The organism is Nostoc sp. DedQUE09, from assembly GCF_034530915.1.
Classification (GTDB): Bacteria; Cyanobacteriota; Cyanobacteriia; order Cyanobacteriales; family Nostocaceae; genus Nostoc.
The window spans coordinates 20,516-38,938 of the sequence record NZ_JAVRCE010000062.1; the positions used below are offsets into that span (position 1 = coordinate 20,516).

The 18,423-nt window shown below is 42.0% G+C and carries 16 protein-coding genes; 11 read left to right on the top strand and 5 right to left on the bottom strand.

Annotated elements, in window-relative coordinates; all coding sequences use genetic code 11:
- The first annotated feature begins 24 nt into the window (after positions 1 to 24).
- The 3 genes from murB (at position 25) to RMY27_RS28235 (ending at position 2,192) form a co-directional block, all read left to right on the top strand.
- Entirely contained in the window at positions 25 to 1,026 is a 1,002-nt protein-coding gene (murB, locus tag RMY27_RS28225) for a UDP-N-acetylmuramate dehydrogenase (RefSeq protein WP_322668157.1), read from the top strand.
- 178 nt (positions 1,027 to 1,204) lie between these two features.
- Complete coding sequence (locus RMY27_RS28230) at positions 1,205 to 1,552, top strand: YbaB/EbfC family nucleoid-associated protein (RefSeq protein ID WP_099100025.1); 348 nt, start codon at positions 1,205 to 1,207, stop codon at positions 1,550 to 1,552.
- Positions 1,553 to 1,712: 160 nt separating this feature from the next.
- Positions 1,713 to 2,192: a low molecular weight protein-tyrosine-phosphatase gene (locus tag RMY27_RS28235; RefSeq protein WP_322668179.1), complete on the top strand. Its 480-nt coding sequence runs from the start codon at positions 1,713 to 1,715 to the stop codon at positions 2,190 to 2,192.
- Positions 2,193 to 2,244: 52 nt separating this feature from the next.
- Here RMY27_RS28235 and RMY27_RS28240 read toward each other — a convergent pair whose 3' ends face one another.
- Positions 2,245 to 2,928, bottom strand: coding sequence for a response regulator transcription factor (locus tag RMY27_RS28240; protein WP_289794909.1), 684 nt, complete (start codon positions 2,926 to 2,928; stop codon positions 2,245 to 2,247).
- Between the two features lie 652 nt (positions 2,929 to 3,580).
- Between RMY27_RS28240 and smpB the strand changes: the two genes are divergently transcribed.
- Both smpB and RMY27_RS28250 read left to right on the top strand, forming a co-directional pair.
- Positions 3,581 to 4,048, top strand: coding sequence for an SsrA-binding protein SmpB (gene smpB, locus RMY27_RS28245; protein ID WP_094349892.1), 468 nt, complete (start codon positions 3,581 to 3,583; stop codon positions 4,046 to 4,048).
- 183 nt (positions 4,049 to 4,231) lie between these two features.
- Positions 4,232 to 4,528, top strand: coding sequence for a WGxxGxxG family protein (locus RMY27_RS28250; protein ID WP_322668158.1), 297 nt, complete (start codon positions 4,232 to 4,234; stop codon positions 4,526 to 4,528).
- A 55-nt stretch (positions 4,529 to 4,583) separates the two neighbouring features.
- On the opposite strand, the gene RMY27_RS28255 is transcribed toward RMY27_RS28250, so the two are convergent.
- Together RMY27_RS28255 and RMY27_RS28260 are read right to left on the bottom strand one after the other, a co-directional pair.
- Positions 4,584 to 6,002: an IctB family putative bicarbonate transporter gene (locus tag RMY27_RS28255; protein WP_322668159.1), complete on the bottom strand. Its 1,419-nt coding sequence runs from the start codon at positions 6,000 to 6,002 to the stop codon at positions 4,584 to 4,586.
- 307 nt (positions 6,003 to 6,309) lie between these two features.
- The gene (locus tag RMY27_RS28260; RefSeq protein WP_322668180.1) at positions 6,310 to 7,881 is read right to left on the bottom strand and encodes a GAF domain-containing sensor histidine kinase; all 1,572 of its coding nucleotides are present in this window, start codon (positions 7,879 to 7,881) and stop codon (positions 6,310 to 6,312) included.
- Positions 7,882 to 8,620: 739 nt separating this feature from the next.
- On the opposite strand from RMY27_RS28260, the gene RMY27_RS28265 reads away from it, so the two are divergent.
- The 5 genes from RMY27_RS28265 (at position 8,621) to RMY27_RS28285 (ending at position 15,810) form a co-directional block, all read left to right on the top strand.
- Positions 8,621 to 9,814, top strand: coding sequence for a DegT/DnrJ/EryC1/StrS aminotransferase family protein (locus RMY27_RS28265; protein WP_322668160.1), 1,194 nt, complete (start codon positions 8,621 to 8,623; stop codon positions 9,812 to 9,814).
- A gap of 215 nt (positions 9,815 to 10,029) precedes the next feature.
- A complete protein-coding gene (crtB, locus tag RMY27_RS28270) occupies positions 10,030 to 10,923 on the top strand; it encodes a cyanoexosortase B (protein ID WP_322668161.1) in 894 nt (297 codons plus the stop codon).
- 182 nt (positions 10,924 to 11,105) lie between these two features.
- Entirely contained in the window at positions 11,106 to 11,828 is a 723-nt protein-coding gene (locus RMY27_RS28275) for a cyanoexosortase B system-associated protein (protein ID WP_322668162.1), read from the top strand.
- A 233-nt stretch (positions 11,829 to 12,061) separates the two neighbouring features.
- Entirely contained in the window at positions 12,062 to 13,420 is a 1,359-nt protein-coding gene (locus RMY27_RS28280) for a polysaccharide biosynthesis/export family protein (protein ID WP_322668163.1), read from the top strand.
- 215 nt (positions 13,421 to 13,635) lie between these two features.
- Complete coding sequence (locus RMY27_RS28285; RefSeq protein WP_322668164.1) at positions 13,636 to 15,810, top strand: polysaccharide biosynthesis tyrosine autokinase; 2,175 nt, start codon at positions 13,636 to 13,638, stop codon at positions 15,808 to 15,810.
- A 132-nt stretch (positions 15,811 to 15,942) separates the two neighbouring features.
- Here RMY27_RS28285 and RMY27_RS28290 read toward each other — a convergent pair whose 3' ends face one another.
- Both RMY27_RS28290 and RMY27_RS28295 read right to left on the bottom strand, forming a co-directional pair.
- The gene (locus tag RMY27_RS28290; protein WP_322668165.1) at positions 15,943 to 16,614 is read right to left on the bottom strand and encodes a rhomboid family intramembrane serine protease; all 672 of its coding nucleotides are present in this window, start codon (positions 16,612 to 16,614) and stop codon (positions 15,943 to 15,945) included.
- A gap of 127 nt (positions 16,615 to 16,741) precedes the next feature.
- Complete coding sequence (locus RMY27_RS28295) at positions 16,742 to 17,461, bottom strand: rhomboid family intramembrane serine protease (RefSeq protein ID WP_322668166.1); 720 nt, start codon at positions 17,459 to 17,461, stop codon at positions 16,742 to 16,744.
- 340 nt (positions 17,462 to 17,801) lie between these two features.
- Here RMY27_RS28295 and RMY27_RS28300 point away from each other — a divergent pair, with 340 nt between their 5' ends.
- Positions 17,802 to 18,422 carry a hypothetical protein gene (locus tag RMY27_RS28300; RefSeq protein WP_322668167.1) on the top strand — a complete coding sequence of 207 codons (621 nt, stop codon included), beginning with the start codon at positions 17,802 to 17,804 and terminating at the stop codon, positions 18,420 to 18,422.
- Position 18,423: the final 1 nt, after the last annotated feature.

An 18,423-nucleotide genomic window follows, 5' to 3' on the forward strand; every position in this document is an offset into this window, starting at 1 on the left:
AAATTTTACCAAAAAAAAGTAAAGATGACCATTTCCCAGGCAGCTGGAAACGTCTGCACAGTTTCTGCTTTGAATACAAAGAAACAGCAAACAACTAATTCAGTGGAGAGCGAAGTAATTTACTTACCCAGTACTGATTGTGCGATAAAGCCCCAGGCTTCTTTGTCAGCATTTACTTCCTATAGAGTTGGGGGAGCAGCTGATTTATACGTTGCCCCCCGAAACTTAGAGGCACTGCAAGCAAGTCTTAAATACGCAAAAGAACGTGATTTAAAGGTGACAACACTGGGCGCCGGTTCTAACTTGCTGGTCAGCGATGGTGGCATATCAGGCTTAGTCATTGCGACTCGTCATCTCCGCTTCAGCCACTTTGACCCAGATAAAGGTCAATTAACCGTTGCTGCTGGAGAATCAATTCCCAGTTTGGCATGGGCAGCAGCAGAATTGGGTTGGCAAGGATTGGAGTGGGCTGTTGGCATCCCCGGAACAGCCGGAGGAGCCGTGGTGATGAATGCAGGGGCACATAATAGCTGTATCGCAGATATGTTAGTTAGTGCCCAGGTACTTTCACCCGATGGTACGCTGGAAACTCTTACCGCCGATCAGTTAGGTTATAGCTACCGAACTTCATTATTGCAAGGTGGCGATCGCATAGTCACCCAAGCCACCTTACAACTCGCGCCAGGTGCAGACCCAGCAAAAGTTGTTGCAATTACCAAAGAACATAAAAAGCATCGGTTAAGCACTCAACCATACAACTTCCCCAGTTGTGGCAGTGTGTTTCGCAATCCCAAACCTTACAGTGCTGGCTGGTTAATTGAACAAACTGGTCTGAAAGGCTACCAAATTGGTGGCGCACAAGTAGCACTACTACATGCTAATTTTATCGTTAATCGTGGCGGAGCAAAAGCTAGTGATATCTTCTGTCTCATTCGCCACATTCAACATCAAGTACAAGAACGTTGGTCTATTAATTTAGAGCCAGAAGTCAAAATGCTCGGAGAGTTTCAAGGTGCTTGTGGATAAAGAATGGGGAATGGGGAATGGGGAGATGAGGTTGAAAAATTAATAACCAATGTCCAATACCCTACTCCCTACTCCCAACCTATGACGCATTAATTATTGGTAAAAAAAGAGTCAAATTACTTACCGCATCTATAATTGAATTTGATTTGTTATTCAACGCACAGGCGTATTAATAATTATGACAGGAAAAGGACAGGGATTCGGCTTTGGCTTAGGAAAAATGAAAGAATTAGCCGAAGCTTTTAAGAAAGCGCAGCAAGTTCAAGAAGGCGCAAAGCGACTCCAAGAAGAATTGGAGCAAATGGAGATTCAAGGAGAATCTGGCGGTGGTCTGGTGAAGGTAATTGTCAGTGGAAACCAAGAACCCAAGCGGGTGGAAATTTCTCCAGATGCTTTAGCAGAAGGTGCAGAAGTACTTTCCGATCTTGTAACAGTGGCAATGAAAGAAGCCTACAACAAGTCCACAGCAACAATGCGGGAACGCATGGAAGAATTAACCAGTGGGTTGGAGTTACCTGGATTTTAGTCATTGGTCATTAGTCATTGGTGAGCCAGTGCGGTCTTGGGGGTTTCCCCCATGAGCAACTGGTGTTAGCGAAGCGGTAGCGACGCAGGAGCGTCACCCGAAGGGTCATTAGTCATTAGACAAAGGACAAATGACTATTGACAAAGGACAAAGTGTATCTATGCCTTACAAGTTGCTGTTTGTCTGCTTAGGTAACATCTGCCGATCGCCATCGGCAGAAAATATCATGAATCATCTAATTGAGCAGGCTGGCTTGAGCGAACATATCCTCTGTGACTCTGCTGGTACATCTAGCTATCACGTAGGTAGCCCACCTGACAGACGTATGAGTGCTGCGGCTGCTACTAAGTTGGGAATTCAGCTGCGTGGTCGAGCACGCCAGTTTCACAAGTCAGACTTTCAAGACTTTGATTTGATTTTGGCTATGGATCGAGAAAATTATGAGAACATCCTCACTCTTGATCGAACTAAGCAATATCAGCATAAAGTGCGTTTGATGTGCGAGTTTTGCTCTCGACACACTCTAAAGGAAGTTCCAGATCCCTATTATGGTGGTCAAGAGGGATTTAATCAGGTTATTGATTTACTGATCGATGCTTGTGAAGGTCTGCTGACAAAAGTTAAAAGTGAAGAGTTATGAGTTAGGAGCCAGGAGTTTTAATTCCTCACTCCTCACTTTTAACTCCTAACTTTTATTCCACTAAACCATGCTTCATTGCATAACGGACTAATTCCGCGCGGTTGCTGGTTGAGGTTTTTCTCAATAAACTGCTAACGTACTTTTCCACAGTTCGAGGACTTAGGTGTAGCTGATGACCCATTTCGGCATTAGAAAGACCATGAGTCAATAACTCTAAGACTTCCTGTTCTCTGTGAGTTAGGGCTGAGTGCAGATGAGATTTCTGAATTTGAGTGGACAGAGAATTATGGGCATCCCCCGCTTTTGTCAAGCCGGAGATGCCCAAACTGTCTTTATGAGAAAAACGATACTCTGATTGGATAATTTGCGATCGCTCCAAAAGATTGCGGATTGCTGCTGCTAACTCTTCCAGTTCAAAAGGCTTGGGTAAATATAAATCGCATCCTGACTGGTAGCCCAGAATTCTTTCTTGGGTCTTAATGCGTGCCGTTAATAAAATTACAGGCAATAAACGAAACACTGGTTGTTGACGCACCCGGCGCACGAGTTCATAGCCATTCATCCGTGGCATAACAATATCCGTGACAATCAAATCAGGATGATACTCATCCACCATAAACAAAGCCTCTTGACCGTCATTAGCCGTGATCACTGAGTAGCCAGACAGTTCAAGATAGTCGCTAACAGACAGACGAGTGCCCAAATCATCATCCACTACAAGGATCGTCAAGGGCATGGATAATACACCCCTAGCATTTTTGTACTCAGAAATTTGCTTTTATGTACTCCGTTAATGAACACAGACAATAATAGTGTTCTTATGTTTCATACTATGACAGGATTACCAGCTAATGACTGCTCTCAGGGTTTATTTATAAAGAAAATCTTAAATCATTAGGAAGGTTAACGAAGTGTAACCACCTTAGACTCCCTGTGCTTAGGAGGCATAGAGAGCTTTGTAATTTGTAACAACTTATCATTAGCGTCATACCAATTCTTTGTTAGGACTTATGCAAAAAGGAAGTGAAAATCTTAATTTTCTGTAGAGACAATTTATATAAACGCCAAGAAGCAAGTTACCCGGAGTTTTTCGTAGAGAAGCGGCTTTCCACAGGGTATTACCTCTGATTGATGTGTAAGTCCTATTTGTGAAACTGCACAAAATCAGGCTTGGTGAGACAAGTTGCTCAAGCAACTTGTTCTATGAAATCTTAGAGGTAATCGGTATCAGCTAACTTAAAGTTGCCAGAAAACCTTAATTGTGAACTTAGAAAAGCTAAATTAGTGATATACAGTTCAACATTTATAGCGGTTCTAAGATACACCCTATAATTTACAAACCAATCCAAATAATTTTTTAGGTACATTTAAAGCACACAAAATTATCAATGAGCGACAAGAACGAAGGTTACAAAGTTATTTGCGACAACCGTCAAGCCCGTTATTTGTATGAAATTCTAGAAACTTACGAAGCTGGAATTGAGTTGACAGGAACAGAGGTGAAGTCGATTCGTGCGGGTAAAGTCAATCTCCAAGATGGCTATGCTTTGCTTCGCAATGGCGAAGCATGGTTGATCAATGTGCATATCTCGCCTTACAACGCTAGTGGACAATATTTTAATCATGAACCACGGCGTACACGCAAGCTATTATTGCATCGTCAAGAACTCCGTAAGCTAATTGGCAAAGTCGAACAGCAGGGTTTAACTTTAATCCCTTTGAAAATGTATCTCAAACGAGGCTGGCTAAAAGTGAGTATAGCCCTTGGCAAAGGTAAAAAGCTCCACGATAAGCGAGAAGACCTGAAACGACGCCAAGACCAGCGTGACATTCAACGGGCAATGAAAAGTTATTGAGGATTCAGTGTTGCTAAACTACCACAGCAAGAATGAAAAACGGATTGCTGTGAAAGCTATATTGTATGTCTACAGCGTGAGTTATGAAAATGTCGAGTTTATAGCCGCAGATTGATTTAGTTAAGGTTGAGAACCGATACAGTGGTGAGTAACTTCGGATAGCATCAGGAACTTTTACAACTTATGAAAAGTAATTTCATTACAGCTGTTGGCGCTGGCGTTCTCACCTTGAGTATGGGAATTTTACCTTTAACTCTATCTGCACAAGCTCAGACAACTAATGACACCGGAGCCACTACTACTGCTCCAACAACGACTACTGAAACAACGACTACTGACGATCGCAACGATTTTGATTGGGGTTGGCTAGGATTACTTGGTTTATTCGGTCTAGGCGGGTTGGCTGGCAAAAAGAACGATCGCGAACCTGTAGCTTATCGCGACCCTAATGCCCCAAGTGCCACTACCTACAGAGATTAGAAAATTCAAAAGTTGTCAGTTGTGCGGTAAGAAAACAACTGACAACTTATTTATGTTAATTTACTGCTGGTTCTGAGTTAGTTGTATTTGTCTGGTTTTGAGCTAAAGGTGTCCAGTAGCTGGCAATTAAGGCAACGATCAGCCACCAGAGAGTATTGACTTCAGGACGATACCAGACAGTATCTACGGTACCGTGAGCTAGCATACCCAACAAAATAGCGATCGCTCCGAGTAACCAAAATCCTTCTACACTTCTGATTTGTCGCAATCGTCGCACTTGTAAAAATGCGGTATTAAATGTGACAATTAATAGCCAGAGAAAGCAGGCTAAACCAACAAAGCCAGTTTCTACAGTCACTTCAAATAATATCGAATAGGCGCTCAAAGCAGTGTAACGAGGACGTTGGTAGAGGGGATAAACTTTATTAAAAGAGTTGTGACCAGGCCCAATGCCGAAAATCGGGCGATCGCGAATCATTTCAAATACAGCATCCCACACATTTCGGCGAAAATTATTACTGCTATCCTTACGGTCGGCAAAAATACTAAAGACTCGCAGCCGCACTGGCTCTACAAATATCACTGCTAGCACCAATACGCCGATCAAACCTCCTAAAACAATCGGTATTGACCAAGTACGCCAAAAACGAGGCATTTCCACGCTTTTCCAAAAAACTAGCAATGCCATCGCAGCTAAGACTGCCACCACTAGTCCAATCCAACCGCCACGACTAAAAGTCAGAATCAGGCAGGAACTATTGACAATTAGCATCGTTAATGCAAGAGCTTTTTTAGGCCAGCTTTGCCATGCAAAAATTGCCATTAAGCTGAAAATTACTGCTGGTAAGAGATATCCAGCCAATAAGTTGGGATTGCCTAAATAACTGTAGACTCTTGTAGTCTTAGACATAGGAGATTCTGGATCAACCCAAGTCGCCAGTGCTGTGGCTCCAAAAAACCATTGCCGCAACCCATACACACTAACAATTAACGATACGTGCAGATAAAGGATGATAATCCAAGAACGGAGGCGAGGCGACCTTAATACCCTGGCACAAAGGGTAAATAGTAGCAAATACAAAGTCAACGTTCCCAAGTCGCTAAGTGCCGCCTTTTTGACTGGTGATAATGCTGTTGCGATTGCGGCAACTCCCCAGTAGAGCAGTACCAGCAAGTGAATGGGAGTGACTGAGGAGACATTTGCTGGTGTTACTTCATCAGATAAAGTCAACAACAGCCAAAATCCGACACAAGCCACCAGCAAAAAACCCACCAACGTACTGGAAGCAAAAGGTGCTAGAGCATATATTAAGCTGAGTAAAGCCGCTGCGATCGCATCTCCCCACTGGAGCAAGACGCTAGTTTGCCGCCAAGAACTTAGCAGTCCCACCAGAGAGCGGTGTACATAACTGGTAGCAAGATATTCTTTAAGCGGTAAAGTTGATAGAGTAAATCGTTGCCAGACTAAATTCATAAAAAACATTGCGATCAATTAGCCTGCCGACGCAGAACTTGGAATTGATCATAATGCCTATAGCTATAAAAAGGTAATAACAGAGATTGCACATCGCGTGATGGCGCTCTTATTCCTAGCCATCAGCCAATAGGAAGTTAAGAATAGTTCTTCATATACTTAGTACTTGACATAAAATGGTGGCGAATTGAGGGTTGAAATTTAAAAGCATAGGTAAGCGCAGAAGCACACAGAGAATTCGTTACAAACTAATGAAATCTAGATAAAAAATACATCTTTCCCAATTTCCAATCCCCAATCCCCACGATTAGACATCGCTCATTGCTTGTGAGGAAGTCGCTAGTTGCAGTGGCAAAGAAAGCACATAACGATATCCTGATTCTGGTGAACCTTGAATCAAAATATGTCCACCGTGCAATTCTGCCAGTTGACAACTTAGTAATAGACCTAAACTTTCGCGAGAAAGACTTCCATGTGATTTAGCTAAATTTATACCTGAACTAGTAGCAAAGAAATTTGAGTGGGAATCACTCAAGTTTTTGGAATTTTCCACTGCTACTGATGAAGTATCTAGTTGTTCTTGTCTTTCTGGTTGTTCTTGTCTTTCCGTATGAATATTGTAAGTTGCTACCTCACCTGTAAGCTCCAGCAGCGACAAAGAATTGAGACGGAAGTAAGGATCAACTTCTGTTATGCCATCCCCTAACCAAGGATGGGAAACCCAAATAGTAATGTTGAGCGTATCTTCTTTGTAAGAAACATGAATGCGAACAATGCTACCTGTAGCCGAAAGTTGAATCACACTGAAAACCAGATGATAAAGCATTTGCCGCACCTTGTCTTTATCTAAAGGCCAAATGCGATTGCGTCCTGGTTCTATAGACAGGCGAATATCTTGTTCGCGGCGATTAGCTACTTCTTCTAGGGTATTGATAGCTTGTTGGCATAACATTTCAATATCCACGGGAGCTAAATTTAGCACAGTTGAGTTTTCATCCATAGCTCCTAGTTCGGTAATTTCATTTACTAGGGAAAGTAAGTATCGACCACTGTGTTGAATAATTTCTAAATATTCTCTCTGCTTAGTCGTCAAAGGCCCATAAATCTCACGTCCTAAAACACTAGCCATACCGAGTACAGATGTTAAGGGCGTGCGTAACTCCTGAGTTAGCTGACTCAAAAGTTCTAGCTTCAGTTGTTTAGTAGAAACAGAGTCGCTATCTTGAGTGGATGCAGTGATTTTAATCTCAGTGTTACGTTCCTCATTAAGTGAAAATATCGGAATGTTCTTGGGAACGCTTGATTCGAGTCTCCCTTGCAGGAGCCGATTACGTTCAAATTCACTCATGCTCCAACGAGCAATGATTTGTAAAAACTCAATGTCTCGGGTTGTAAAATTGCGCGGGACTAAATCCATCACCGCTAATGCACCTAAACAATGTCCCTCAGCATCAATTAATGGCGCTCCTAAGTAAGCACGAATACCATAATCTTGCACTAACTTGCTGCCAGCAAGTACTGGATCGGTAAGTTTATGCGTATCATTAATTACAAATACTTGAAAGCTGTCTACTACCTGAGTGCAAAATGATTCCCGGCGTAGTAGTTGGCGGCTTTGTGCCAAATGATTCATTAGTCCTAGCCTAGATAAGCCTATCGCCGATTTGAACCAATGGCGTTCTTGATCCACAAATCCCAATATTGAAATTGGTGCTTCCAAAAAGTGGGCAGCAGTTTGTGTGGCTTCTTCAAAAACCGGAATCGTTTCTGGTTGCCGCAAACCTAAATCTGACAAAGCTTTGAGGCGTTGCTGTTCTCTTGATTCATGAGAATCCCAACCATCCTTTAGGGCAAATAATTTGTTTTCAGGCTCTATCATTGCCACTGCTACCTTAATAATTTCTCGATTGTGTAATTGATCCAAGTCCTATTTCTAGGTTATCAATTGCTATTTTTAAGCATTCCCTAATTTTGCCTCTGACAAACAAATTTAGGGCAAAAATTTTTTCTCCCTTCCATTAAGCCAAGATGTGTGTCTGCTAGTTACTAGTTACTGGTGCTGAATGTTCTTTATTTAGAACTGGTGTAGTCTTTATTGCTTGAGATTTTGCAATCAGACTGCGTTAGATTTGGATTCAGCCAGGGTAAGCTAATGCTAAGGGTACAATAGAAAGGGGCTGTCATTCTTTATGTACATAAGGGGAAATTTCTACTGTAGTATTCAAAGTAAATTTACTTAAAAATATAGATGTTAATGTAATTAAATATAGACATTTTACTGATAACAGCTAGTACCCAGAGATGATAATCCTAGTGCAGGATGACCTAAATAGGCCAACTATATCCCTACGGATTAGCAAGCTACCAAATTATTGAAAAGCCCAGTTTCTAAACTTTTTGAATTTTAAGAGAAGTTTGAGTTGTGGCTTCAGAGAAGTCTGATGGCAACTTCGGGCGATCAAATTAAGAAGGCGTGATTTTGAATTAACCATCACCGACTAAATATTTGATCTCAGCCTTGATCCAATAGATTCAATCTACTACAATTTCATGCCGAAAATTGTACAATAGTTTCTATTTTTTCCATACGAGGAAATATTTTTTGAGGACGACTGGTAATGAATAAAATGACTATTAGAGTTCCTTTTGTAGACCTAAAGTTACAACATGAACCAATTGAAACGCAATTGCAAGATGCAATCCAATCTGTATTGGAACGGGGAGATTTTATTTTAGGGCAAGCACTCTCAGATTTTGAAGCAGCATTTGCGGCAGTATCTGGTACGGCTTATGGAGTTGGTGTGGCATCAGGAACAGATGCGATCGCTCTGGGATTACAAGCGTGTAATATTGGCGCTGGGGATGAAGTAATTTTACCTGCAAATACTTTTATCGCCACCTTAATTGGGGTGCTACGTGCTGGCGCCAAGCCAATTTTAGTAGATTGCGATCGCCAAACTGCTTTAATTGATTTAAGAGAAGCAACAAAGGCAATTACACCCCAGACCAAAGCAATCATCCCTGTGCATCTCTATGGTCAGATGGTATCACCACACGATCTAGTGAACTTTGCCGATACCTACAAACTTCTAATTTTTGAAGATGCCGCCCAAGCACATCTCGCCCAAAGAGACGGATATTACGCTGGTTCAGTAGGAATAGCAGCAGCTTTTAGTTTCTATCCCAGCAAAAATTTGGGAGCATTTGGGGATGGGGGAATGCTGCTGACACGAGATTCAGATGTAGCCCAGAAGATGGTGCGCTTGCGAAATTATGGTGCATCGCAAAAGTATTTTCATACTGAACCAGGTACGAATAGCCGCTTAGATACTTTGCAAGCAGCAATTTTGCACAAAAAACTCCCATATTTGCCCCAGTGGAATCGCGATCGCCTGACTATTGCCCAGCAGTATGATAATGAACTAGCACCCTTGGCAACTGCTGGAATTATTCCTATAGAAAATCAAAGTGATACAGGACACGTTTATCATCTTTATGTGATTAAAGTAGATGATTCTTGCCCAATAGAACGCCAGCAACTCCAAGAAAAACTCACAGTCGCGGGAATACAAACTGGTATTCACTACCCAATTCCTTGTCATCTCCAGCCAGCATTCACCAACTTAGGCTATCAACCAGGAGATTTTCCCCAAGCAGAAAAGTTGTCAAAGCAAATATTATCATTACCGATGTATCCTGGTTTAAGTAGTAGCCAAGTTAAAGAAGTTGTAGCAGCGATCGCCAATGCAGTCTCAACAAGTTATCAAGCAGATAATCTATCTTCTGCCGACCTGGGCAGCGTGGTAGCCTGAAGTTAATTCATACTTAATGTGCATCTTGTCCTTTGTCCTTTGTCATTTATCCTTTGCAAATGACTAATGACCAATGACCCTTCGGGTGACGCTCCTGCGTCGCTACCGCTTCGCTAACACCAGTTGCTCATGGGGGAAACTCCCAAGACCGCACTGGCTCACCAATGACCAATGACCAATGACTAATAACCAAAGTTTTTGAATTACTTAAAATCATGGCACTCCAGCAACAGGTTAAAAATATAAACGCATCAGGCTTGTTAAATCTAGCTATTTTAGGCGTTTTGCTGCTGCTTTATGCTCCAATATTGCTACACTGGTTGGATGGTTGGCTGCACAAAAATATCAGTACAGAACACGAATATTTCAGCCACGGAATTATTGGTCTACCATTTGCGGCTTATCTTGGTTGGATGAACCGGAAAAAGTGGAAACGTTTGCCAGATACCATCAATCCTTTGGGCGCTGTTTTATTGTTATTAGGGGCAATTTTTTATTTTAGCGGTGTTACAGAGTGGGTCAACCTATCCTTGCCCGTTATATTAGTAGGCTTATGCTTGTGGTTTAAGGGAATAGCAGGTTTGCAATTACAAGGATTCTCTCTACTACTAGTATTTTTAGCAACCCCAACAGCATTACCCTATCTTATTGCTCCCTATACTTTGCCTCTCCAAAGCTTTATCGCTGGCACAGCAGGTTTCATACTGAATCAATTTGGGATGGAAGTAACCGTAGATGAGATCAATCTTTACGTGGGAGGACGGATTGTAGAAGTTGCTCCCTATTGTGCAGGGCTGAAAATGTTGTTTACGACTCTCTACGTGGGCTTGATGCTGCTTTATTGGACAGATGCTTTGTCTTCACAGCGGACAACTATATCGTTTTTATCTCTTGCTGCGATCGTTAGTGTTACTGCCAACATCATTCGTAATACTTTACTGACTTTCTTTCACGGCACGGGTCAAGAAGCGGCTTTTAAATGGCTGCATGAGGGTTGGGGTGGCGATCTCTATTCTGCTTGTATGCTGGTGTCACTAGTGCCCTTACTGAATTGGATTAATACCTATTTTTCAGCATCCCTAGAAACTGAGCAAGAGGCAGAAAGTTAGAGGCATTGGGGATTAGGCAGAGGAGCAGAGGAGAAAATTTTCTGCAACTTCTGCCCTGTTCTTTACTCTTCACTCCCAACTCCTTTAATTTTTCATCACTTATACGTAAGTCCTAAATATTACTGAACTCACAATGTGAATTTATAAAGTAAAATTTTGTCTAAGTATTGCAAATTTTACTGATGATTTCCTTCTCCAAGTTTTTCAAGGAAAACCAATTGACTCAGGTAGCAGCACTTTTGTTATTGCTACTGCTGCTAGCAATAGCAGGGGTTCCCGGATATCTGACAGGACACTGGCAATGGAAACAGCCGCCAGCTGTTACTACCCTCAATGAATTAAAACAGATCCGCAAAGCTGGGTTAAACCTTCCTGGTTGGCAAACCATTGAACAAGCAGAACAGCAAATTGGCGAACACAAATGGTCTTTGCAGATAGTTAAAAAAGAAGGTTCCGAATCCCAGGCAATCCTGCTTTTATTGCCACAAAATGGGCCTATGGATCAACCAGAGGTAGAGTGGACAGACGTTAACGGCTGGGGAAGATCGCGCTGGGGAAAGTGGGATATAGCTCAATCTCGTTCTGCGGAATTTACTGTGAAACCATCTGCAAAGTTGGCTTCTAATGTCGAAACTAAAGTAGAAGCTAGATTCTTTCGCGCCTCCACACCACAGCAAACCTTCGCTGTTTTGCAATGGTATGCTATGCCAGACGGCGGAAATCCATCACCTTTTCACTGGTTCTTGGCAGATCAACTGGCACAGTGGCGCAAGCAACGCACTCCTTGGGTTGGCGTGAGCATTTTGATTCCAATGGAACCTTTGGGGCAAGTAGAAACATCTTGGTCTTTAGCCCAGTCTATTGGGGAAACAGTGCAAGCTGCATTAATGGCAGGCCCTTTATAGAGTCTGTTATAGATCCCCTTGTGCAGAGATTTATCAAGAGTATGTCTATAAATTGTGTTCAGGCTGAAACTCACTTAAAATGATGTTAACAACATGAAGTTAGAAATTAAATTTAGCAAAATTATTCTCTTTATCTTGGTAAATACTTGTAGATGAAAGAGACATTTAAGGCATTTTTAGAGTAAAATAACCACTCGGCGCGACTAATTTCTATATCAATATTTTCTGCACCGATGTTCATAGATCCCAGTTATTATATGCGTGGATTCAGCGCCCTGTGTTTTGTCAGTCTTCAAGTAGGAGTTTTCTTAACAACACCTATCCAACTTGTTGTTGCCCAGCCTTTTCCATCTCAAGGACAATCACCAGGGCAATTCCCCTCACCTGTGCCAGTTAATGAAGTTGCACCTCCAGGTGCAAATGAAGAAATTTCCCCGCAACTGAGCCGCTACCTTTTGGGACCAGGAGATGCAATTGGTGTTGTGCTTCAGCGTCCTCCTGGTCCATACCGTTTAGGCATAGGAGATGGAATTAGCGTTTCCGTTCAGCGCTTTCCAGATTTGAGCTTTCAAGCTTTAATCAACCCAGAAGGTAATATTGCAGTGCCGTTATTGGGAACTGTTTCTTTACAAGGTTTAACTTTGGAAGAAGCTCAAGAAAAAATTCGCTTGGGTTTAAATCGTTATGTAGTCGATCCGATAATAGTTTTAGCGTTAGCAGCGCAGCGTCCAGACCTCAGTTTTCAAGCTGTAATTAGTCCAGAAGGCAACATCATCGTGCCGCAAGTGGGAACGGTATCATTAAAAGGTTTAACCTTGGAAGAAGCTCAAGAAAAAATTCGCCTGGGTTTGAGTCGCTTTTTTCCAGATCCAATCGTGGTAGTATCTTTGGCAGGAACGCGACCAGTTCAAGTTACCATTAGCGGAGAAATATTTCGACCAGGAATTTATCCAATTAATTCACCAACACCCCGCGTTGCTGATGCTTTGCTAACATCTGGTGGTTCAACGTTGAATGCAGACCTGCGACAGGTGCAAGTACGCCGGAAATTAATCGATGGTTCTGTGATTTCACAAACGATTGACTTATACGCAGCACTGCAAAATGGCGGTTCAATCCCGAATTTACGCTTACAAGATGGAGATGCGATACTCGTGCCCCGTCGTGAAGTTGGTAGTGAGGATGGTTATGACCGCAATTTGGTAGCACGTTCATCCTTGGCCACACCACAGATTAGAGTCCGAGTTTTAAATTACGCTGCGGGTGGTCTTTCCATTCAAGCACTGCCTAATGGCAGTACATTTGTCGATGCTTTGGGAGGTGTAAATCTAGACACTGCTAATCTGAGAGATATCGCTCTGGTTCGCTTTGATTCGGAACGAGGCAAAGCTGTTACCCAAAAACTTGATGCTAAAAAAGCTCTAGGCGGTGATGCGTCGCAAAATGTGGCACTTCAAGACAATGATGTTATTGTTGTTGGTCGGAACCTCATTGGTAGAATTACTAATTTCTTGACCACCATTACCCAACCTTTCTTCAATGTTCAATCCTTTCTCCGGTTTTTTGACAACATCGGTGGTGGCTCGGATTAGTAACTTTAAAAGAAGGATACAACCTAGAAATAGTTTGGAGTGTAGAAAGTCACATCTCCAAGTTATCTTTGAATTCATTTATGTAAAAATCTTAAAGATCGATATATACAGTAGGAAGTTGATAGCATCCTTGTATCAAAGCCACTATCTTTAGTTTGGTGCTTCCTAAATTTTGAATTTTGAATATTTAAATTTTGAATTGGAGCGAAGCGACCATGACCCCACCAATTGTTAAGCGCTATCTTATTGCTTTTGATAAATATAAGTGGATTGGACTAGCTAGTTTTGGTTTAGTTGTCGCTGGGTCAACTGTGGTAGCTATGCAACCAGAGCCACCTACTAGCTATATTGCATCTGGGGCACTTACTTATAGTGGCCCACCAGTTTCTTTCTCTGCAACTGGTAATGAAATCCAACAGCAAGGAAAGGAACTAAATGAGGAAGTTTTACTATCAAACCAGATAATTGCAGGCGTAGCAGAGAAAGTCGGTGTCAAACCAAAACAACTCGGTGCAAGTCTTGCTCTTGCTCTACCTAAAAAAAATGCTAAGAGTGGAGAATTAGAATCTTCTACCTTTGAACTGAAATATGTAGATAGTGACGCCAAACGAGGCATACAAGTCTTGACAGAATTGATGCAAGCAATGATCAAGTTGAGCAGTGACATCAATACTGGGCGCTTACAAGCAATTATTCAAAAGATTAATGATCGCACACCACAAGCTAAACGGGAATTGCAAATTGCTGAAAAGAAGCTGGAACAATACGATCGCGTCGAGCGAACAGCAATATTAGCAGCAGAGAATGGCAGCTTGTTAAGCGCCATTACTGCCAGCCAAAATCTCCAACGGCAAATTCAATTAACTATTTCTGGGGTTGATGGTCAAGTTCGCAGTTTACAAAATAAGTTAGGCTTAACAGTCGGCCAAGCTTATGTTTCTTCTGCTTTGAGTGCTGATCCAATTATTGGTAACTTACGAGCGCAAATTTATCAAAGTGAATCACAAATCGCTGTACTCAGAAAAGATTTGCGGCCGGAACATCCAACGATGGTGCAGTTAGTGCGTCAGAAACAAGCTGCTGAGGAATTACTACAACAACGTGCGGCTGAGGTTTTAGGTGGTGGTGGAACGGCGGCTCCGCTTCAGGGTAGCGTTGCAGGTATTCGCACTCAAAGCAGCTTAGATCCAACACGCCAGCAATTGGCTAACCAAATGGTGTCTTTACAAACCCAAAGGGAGACACTGCAACAACAACTAACTCAAGAAGTCCAACAAGAAGCGCGACTCCGGCGAGAGTATGCTCTAATACCCAATAAGCAATTAGAGCGATCGCGTTTAGAACAAGAGGTTGGACTCAAAAAAGCCATCTACGATCAAATGCAGGTGAAGCTAACCGATGCTAAAACCGCAGAGGCAGAAACTACTAGCAGCCTCAGTATTGCCAGACGCCCCGCAGTCACTGTCGATCCTAAACCGCCGAAGAGTGTGCCTATTACCCTTGCTGTGGGTGGTTTCTTAGGTGTATTGATTGGTGGCGGGGTGATATTTTTATTAGGAGCGCTGGAAGGGACTTTCAAAACCAGGGAGGATATCCGCGAGAGCCTCAAGCAACGAGAAGTGGCACTGTTGGGAGAATTGCCTTTAATGCCAGTTGATGATTTGGAGCCAGATGCTGTACCGGTAGTATTTTCCCAAGATTCCCCTTATTTAGAATTTTATGAAAAATTCCGTAGTAATATGCGCCGGATTGGTGGTAAAGCCTTAAAGGTAGTATTGATTACTAGCACCAGTAGCCTAGAGGGTAAAACAGCAAGTGCTTATAATTTGGGTGTTGCCTCCGCACGTGCTGGTAAAAGAACCTTGATTATCGAAACAGATTTGCGATCGCCTTCCCGTTGTGCATCCTTGAAAGTAATTCCTGACCCAGAAGCCACTATTGAACCCCTACGTTATTACGCTAATTTGAGTGAATGTATTCGTTTAGTTCCTGATGTGGAAAATTTATACATTCTTCCCAGTCCTGGCCCAGTGCGGCAATCCGCTGCTATTCTTGAATCCAGCGAAATGCGGCGGCTGATAGAAGATGTCCGCGAACGTTTTGATTTAGTCATCTTAGATACTAGTCCCCTCAGCATATCCAATGATCCTTTGTTAATTCAACCCTACAGCGATGGAATCGTACTAGTGGCACGACCAAACTATACACAAGAGAACATGCTAGGTGAAGCTATCGATCAATTGGTTGAATCTGAACTGGGGTTATTGGGAGCAATTATCAATGGTGCTGATATCATTGTTTCTGCACGTGAAGAAGTTGCAAAATCATCAACATTTATATCTGAAGTAGAACAGTCAGAAGAAGTTTCAGCGAGTGCCAACAAAAACTAATAGTTTCAAATGTGGAAATTTTAACTTGAGTATCGCGTTAGCGTTTGCTTTAGCGTCTCTGAAAGAGAAGGGTCTTGCAGAACATTGAAAGGTAGCAATTTTTTTTGCTAAGAGTTTCAGGAAATGCTGTATTTAGTCGCGCCGAAACAAGCCAAATAAGGGAGCAAGAATTACCCCAAATACAAAACCACCGATGTGCGCCCAATATGCAACTCCACCAGTTTGCACGGTCATATTAGCGGCTGTTTGGAGAGTAGCAAGACCGGATATCACATTTTGCACAACAAAAATTCCAATTATGATTAGTGCTGGAACTCTGATTGTGGTGATGAAAAACCCCAAAAATATTAAAGTCATGACTTGAGCGTGGGGAAAGCGGATAATGTACGCACCCAAAATCCCAGAAATTGCACCACTTGCACCCAAAGAAGGAATCTCAGAATTCATTCCAATAAACCATTGGCACAAGGCAGCTAAAGCACCACACGCTAAATAAAAAATCAGATATTTGGCATGACCTAATCGATCTTCAATATTGTTGCCAAAAACCCAGAGAAACACCATATTTGAGATTAAGTGCCACCAACCACCGTGTAAAAATTGTGACGTAAATAACGTTATCCACTCTCCATTTAAATTCGTGGTTAACTCTTGAGGCACTACTGCATACTCACTGAAAAATTGACTTAATTGTGCATTCGGCAGGCTCACCTCGTGAATAAAAACTAAAACATTCATGCCAATTAACCCATAGGTGAAATACGGGGTGATTCGCGTCGGATTTTCATCGTAGAGGGGAAACACAGGTGTTTTTCCTAAATTATTGACTAACTGCAATATAGCTTGTCAGGCATGGCAGTTGCGAAGGTTAAACAATTTCACCTATTAAATTAATCAGTATAATTGAGGGTAACAAAGATACTACGAAAAATTATTGATACCAAGATTCTTCTTGAGATTTATCGCTAAACAAACCCAACAGTGGTCCGAGAATTGCCCCGAAGATAAACCCGCCTGCATGGGCCCAGTAGGCAATACCGCCGCTTTCCATACCGATGTTGGTACGTGCTTCAAGACTAGTAAGTCCGTAGAAAGCTTGTTCGAGAAACCAGAATCCTAAAAAGAAATATGCGGGGACACGGAAAGTTGGGAAGAAAAACCCTAAAGGTACTACACCAAGAACTTCGGCGTTGGGAAAGCGGAGAATGTATGCACCCATAACACCTGCGATCGCACCACTTGCACCCAAAGAAGGAATGCTAGAATCTTGAGCGAAGAACCACTGTGTTAAGGATGCCAAAACACCGCAAGATAAATAAAACAGTAAATATTTGGCATGACCTAATTTATCTTCAACATTATTACCAAAAATCCAGAGAAACAACATGTTGCCGGCTAAGTGCAAGAAACCGCCGTGCAAAAATTGCGAAGTAATCAAAGTTGCCCACTCTGGTACTGGTTGATGTACAGAGATACCAGCAAAGCTTAAAGTCAGTTCTCGTGGAACTACAGCCGCAAGGTGTAGAAACCCATTTAATGCTTGGGGGGGAAGATTTGCCTCATAAAGAAAGGCAAGGACATTAGCAGCAATCAGTCCATAAGTCACATAAGGCGTAATTTTTGTAGGATTATTATCTCTAATGGGAACCATGAACGTTTTTTCCTGATTTTAAGACAGCAGTTACACAATACTGAATAATCCAAGTAGTTTCTTCTACCTCGTGGATGGATCTCACTTGGAGATTTGAGATTCATAGTAGGACTTACGCTTCAGCAAAGAATTTCCTGCCCAATGCTGCAAACTATTTATTAGATATTGACTGTGGAGAATAATGGCCTCTTGCTGCTAAAGAAACGCAATCACGCTGGTTATGCAAAAGTGAAAATATTACGCCAAGAATTTAGTATGCCAAAACTTGATTCATTTTAGGGGTTGACGAGTTCTCCCCAAGCCTGAAAATATTCTATTTAATGCATAGCTAGGCAAACTCATGTTTTTTTCAAATTCTCTGGAAAATCAACTCCAGGGCTGGAATGAAACCATTCGCAATCAGCCGAAAAATCCCAATGCTTACATTCGCCGAGGCATGGTTAACTTTCAACTGGCTAAAATTGATGAATCTATTCAAGATTTTGATATCGCAGAGCAATTGGATGTCCGTATTAAACCTTATCTCTGGCAACGGGGATTATCGTATTATTATGCAGAAAGATTTGCTGAGGGCGCTGAACAATTTGAAATAGATTTGACGGTGAATGCTCAAGATTTAGAAGAAACAGTATGGCGATATCTCTGCGTAGCTCGTTCGTTAGGTGTTGAAGAGGCGCGTAATTCTTTACTAACTATAAAAAATGACCCTCGACGTATTATGCAGCGCGTATATGATTTGTATGCAGAAAATTGTTCGCCAGATGATGTTTTAATTGTTGGTCAATCAGAAGGGATAAAGGGAAATTTTTACAGTCATCTTTACTTGGGATTATATTACGAAGCTCAAAATAATCTTGATTTAGCTCAGGAGTATATAGTGAAAGCTGCTGATAATTACAAAATTGATGATTATATGTGGTATTTAGCGCAGGTACATAAAAAATTACGAGGGTGGAGATAGT

What these genes read in the sequence shown, in the direction of transcription:
- murB (WP_322668157.1), top strand. Translation starts at nt 25, where the DNA reads ATGACCATTTCCCAGGCAGCTGGAAACGTCTGCACAGTTTCTGCTTTG.
- RMY27_RS28230 (WP_099100025.1), top strand. Translation starts at nt 1,205, where the DNA reads ATGACAGGAAAAGGACAGGGATTCGGCTTTGGCTTAGGAAAAATGAAA.
- RMY27_RS28235 (WP_322668179.1), top strand. Translation starts at nt 1,713, where the DNA reads ATGCCTTACAAGTTGCTGTTTGTCTGCTTAGGTAACATCTGCCGATCG.
- RMY27_RS28240 (WP_289794909.1), bottom strand. Translation starts at nt 2,928, where the DNA reads ATGCCCTTGACGATCCTTGTAGTGGATGATGATTTGGGCACTCGTCTG.
- smpB (WP_094349892.1), top strand. Translation starts at nt 3,581, where the DNA reads ATGAGCGACAAGAACGAAGGTTACAAAGTTATTTGCGACAACCGTCAA.
- RMY27_RS28250 (WP_322668158.1), top strand. Translation starts at nt 4,232, where the DNA reads ATGAAAAGTAATTTCATTACAGCTGTTGGCGCTGGCGTTCTCACCTTG.
- RMY27_RS28255 (WP_322668159.1), bottom strand. Translation starts at nt 6,002, where the DNA reads ATGAATTTAGTCTGGCAACGATTTACTCTATCAACTTTACCGCTTAAA.
- RMY27_RS28260 (WP_322668180.1), bottom strand. Translation starts at nt 7,881, where the DNA reads ATGATAGAGCCTGAAAACAAATTATTTGCCCTAAAGGATGGTTGGGAT.
- RMY27_RS28265 (WP_322668160.1), top strand. Translation starts at nt 8,621, where the DNA reads ATGAATAAAATGACTATTAGAGTTCCTTTTGTAGACCTAAAGTTACAA.
- crtB (WP_322668161.1), top strand. Translation starts at nt 10,030, where the DNA reads ATGGCACTCCAGCAACAGGTTAAAAATATAAACGCATCAGGCTTGTTA.
- RMY27_RS28275 (WP_322668162.1), top strand. Translation starts at nt 11,106, where the DNA reads ATGATTTCCTTCTCCAAGTTTTTCAAGGAAAACCAATTGACTCAGGTA.
- RMY27_RS28280 (WP_322668163.1), top strand. Translation starts at nt 12,062, where the DNA reads ATGTTCATAGATCCCAGTTATTATATGCGTGGATTCAGCGCCCTGTGT.
- RMY27_RS28285 (WP_322668164.1), top strand. Translation starts at nt 13,636, where the DNA reads ATGACCCCACCAATTGTTAAGCGCTATCTTATTGCTTTTGATAAATAT.
- RMY27_RS28295 (WP_322668166.1), bottom strand. Translation starts at nt 17,461, where the DNA reads ATGGTTCCCATTAGAGATAATAATCCTACAAAAATTACGCCTTATGTG.
- RMY27_RS28300 (WP_322668167.1), top strand. Translation starts at nt 17,802, where the DNA reads ATGTTTTTTTCAAATTCTCTGGAAAATCAACTCCAGGGCTGGAATGAA.